Genomic DNA, 224 nt, shown 5'->3' with positions numbered 1-224 from the left:
ACGAAGTGCAGCGTGGTGATGGCTTCGTGCTCGATGACTTGACGCAGGTACTCGGGGTCGCGGTGGCCGCCAGGACGGGCCATGACCAAGCGCGCGCCGGTTTGCAGGGGCCAGAGGAATTCCCACACCGAGACATCGAAGCTGAACGGGGTCTTTTGCAGGACCCCGTCAGTGCTGTTCAAGCCGTAGGCGTCCTGCATCCACAGCAGGCGGTTGACCACGCC

At 63.8% G+C, this 224-nt stretch carries 1 protein-coding gene; it reads right to left on the bottom strand.

Annotated elements, in window-relative coordinates:
- Positions 1-224: AMP-binding protein (locus tag FS665_RS23270; RefSeq protein ID WP_145193680.1), on the bottom strand; the 224-nt coding region annotated here is incomplete at both ends.

Origin of the sequence: Pseudomonas sp. URMO17WK12:I11 (assembly GCF_007677725.1) — a bacterium.
GTDB lineage: Bacteria > Pseudomonadota > Gammaproteobacteria > Pseudomonadales > Pseudomonadaceae > Aquipseudomonas.
This window is presented reverse-complemented; position numbering and strand designations above follow the sequence as displayed.